Genomic DNA, 2,661 nt, shown 5'->3' with positions numbered 1-2,661 from the left:
CCCACCGGCACCGGCCGGACCAGATGGGCGATGCGATGGAAGCCAGCGCTCAACGCCTTCGCCATCACATTCGCCGACCGATTCCCCGACGCAGAGACCTACTAACAGGAACGCCGGAAACACCGTTTACGAGATAGACCCCGATCCGCGCTGAGGGTCGTCGTCGGGCACGCTCCGGGCTCGCTGCGCGCTGACTAGGGCGTGACGGTGATGCGGATGGGAGGGGTGAAGTAAACAGGGTTCTGCGGTTGGCCTTCGGGTGCCACGCGCACGACTGAGTCGTAGCTTCCCGGTGGGAGCCCTGATCCGACCCCGCCGTCACAGCGGGAGGTGCCTCCCAGAACTGGAATTTTCTTGGTCTGGCCGGGACCTGCGTGGACCTCGAAGCCGGTGCCGCCGACGTTCTCTGTTAGAACACCAACGACCTGGGCGGAGCCCGGATGGATGATGACAGCCTGCAATGGTTGACCGGTGTCCATATCGAAGGTGCCGGGACCATCGTCTGTGACCTCGACGTTCGCGTCGAATGTCCCGCCCGAGGTGACGCGGATGGATTTCGGCACAACCGACAGGTGCAGTCCTGATGGCTGAAGCGACGATTTCTGCAGAATCCCGCAGCGCGGACTGCGACCAGGCGACCCCCGATAGACAGTCAGACCGACTGTGATATAGACGTCACGACCGAACCGGAGCCATACACGCTTGGCCGTCGTCTCCGTTCCGGCGCGCAATCCGAGCCAAACGGGTCCCGGGCTGCACGGGGCGATCGATTCGAGGTCTGGTCCAACTATTGAAGTCGCTTCCCCGACGATTCGATCTGCCGCGGTCGGGGTCAGGCCGACATTTGGCACTCCCAGGCAGCCTTGAGGACTACCGGCCGGAGGGCGAGGCAGCGGCGGGTAGGCCACGATCGTGTCAGCGGTTCCCGAAATGCCGGGGGAAATGGCCCCTCGGGGCGCATCGTTACTGCATCCGGCCGTACAAAGCACACAGACGACAACCAGAAAGGCGGCGGCTCGCTCGATGCGATGAAACTCAACGGCCCTCACCCGACGCGCACCCCACCTATCAAGGCTCGTAACACCACTTGCGTTCCAGCCTTCCACACACCACCGACGCCGAATATTCAATCTCGCGCACCGGGCACACCATCGGCGCCGTTGAGGACAAGCGCGTGATTCGGCGAGACGGATCTGATCGTGCGGTTGCCGTGCCATCGGCCGCGCCTACCGTGTCCGGCGGTGAACGGGTTGGTCAGAATGAGGATCGGAATGAGACGCGGCGGCCCAACAAAGGCGTTCTTTCGGGATCATGAGTGGGCCAGGTTCATTCTCTTGGTTTTCTTCATGGCGGGGATCGCCGCGTTCGCCGTGTGGAGAGTCGTGGTCGAGCTTTCGGATCACTCCTCCCAGAGGGGCTGGCTTGTTTTGTCGCTCGTGGGGGGTGTGCTCCTGTGTGTGGTCGCCTGGCCCACGGTGATTGGGGTTTCGTCGAAACATCCCCCCTTGGGTCCGGCAAGGATGCTGTCGCGAACCGCCCGGCTGGGTGCGGCAGTCGTTGTGAGCACTATCGCAGTGGTAGCTCTCCTCCCAAAGCGCTCTAGCCTTACCCAGTTCTGGCAACCCGGCTGGCTGCAACTCATCGGAAGCGGGTTCTGGATCGGATTCGCGGCGCTGGTGTTACATCGCCGGGTCGGCCAAATGGCGTGGCGCGGGTTCAACCCGGATGAGCATCCGATCTAGCCGGAGCGCCGAATATTCGCTCTCGCGCCAAAGAGGGCAGCTCCCTCGTAGCAGCAAGACTGATGACGTAGGGCGCTCTAGTCGGCGCAACGCGCCTCCTCCGGTCCTTTGCGCGAGACTCGGTTCACGAGGAGACGATCACTGTGGCGTGGCATCCTTGGGGTGTGGGTGAGCCTTCCGGCGAGTCTCTCGATGACCTCATAAGCAGGCTGAAGGCGGCCCAGCCTACGGCCCACCCGTTCATCCACGACGTGATCATGGACCTTCCCAAGACGCGGCCGCTTACTGTGTCGGGCAAAGAACTGCGCGACGGGAACTTCTTTGTCAGCGAGCAAGCGCAGTGCCGGTCGAAAGCCCGCTTCATGAACGCTATGGACGGAGGTGCATACGGCATATCGGTTGTGGTGCCTCAACTAGTCCTTTGCACCTTGGCCAAGGGCCATCCCGGCTCGCACGGCGAATTCCCCGATCCCGGCTCCCTGCCAGCCTGGCCGCGTAGCTGGACCATCCAGATCTGGGATAACGAGTAGAGCCGGTGCTCAGGCCTTCGTCCTGGTATCCCCTAGAAGTCTCCGGACGGCTCGGGGGGTGTGCACCGTTCCCGAGGCGTTCCAAGACCGCAACAGGTTCACGACGGACGAGGTGACGATCGCACAGTGGGGCATGTTCCACGAGACGCTCGATAGGGCCCTCATCGATACCTACTGAGTGGGCTCGGGAAGCGCTCAGAACGCGAGCGCATCCGATTATGGCCAGCCAACCTGATTCCGCCCGAGAATCGGCGTTTCCTGTGTGGGGCCCAGCTGTCAAGAGGGCTGATAGCCGGATGGCCGGATGTCGGCGGACCTGGGGCGCCCAGCGTTTCCTAGGTGCTCGACGAAGCGGGTGCTGCTCGTCGGCGACAACAATCAAATTTGGG

3 protein-coding genes are annotated in these 2,661 nt (G+C 62.9%); 2 read left to right on the top strand and 1 reads right to left on the bottom strand.

Going from position 1 to position 2,661, the window contains the following annotated elements:
• Window positions 1-194: 194 nt before the first annotated feature.
• On the bottom strand, window positions 195-563 hold the full coding sequence (locus VFZ97_01000) for a hypothetical protein (protein ID HEX6391984.1): 369 nt from the start codon (window positions 561-563) through the stop codon (window positions 195-197).
• Window positions 564-1,271: 708 nt separating this feature from the next.
• Between VFZ97_01000 and VFZ97_00995 the strand changes: the two genes are divergently transcribed.
• Both VFZ97_00995 and VFZ97_00990 read left to right on the top strand, forming a co-directional pair.
• The gene (locus VFZ97_00995) at window positions 1,272-1,742 is read left to right on the top strand and encodes a hypothetical protein (protein HEX6391983.1); all 471 of its coding nucleotides are present in this window, start codon (window positions 1,272-1,274) and stop codon (window positions 1,740-1,742) included.
• 164 nt (window positions 1,743-1,906) lie between these two features.
• Window positions 1,907-2,272 (top strand): hypothetical protein, encoded by a 366-nt coding sequence (locus VFZ97_00990; protein HEX6391982.1) that lies wholly within the window; start codon window positions 1,907-1,909, stop codon window positions 2,270-2,272.
• The last annotated feature ends 389 nt before the right edge of the window (window positions 2,273-2,661 follow it).

It is taken from the genome of Acidimicrobiales bacterium, assembly GCA_036378675.1.
Taxonomy (GTDB): Bacteria; Actinomycetota; Acidimicrobiia; order Acidimicrobiales; family Palsa-688; genus DASUWA01.
The sequence above is the reverse complement of the archived record's forward strand: the minus strand, read 5'-3'. Positions and strand labels throughout refer to the sequence as shown.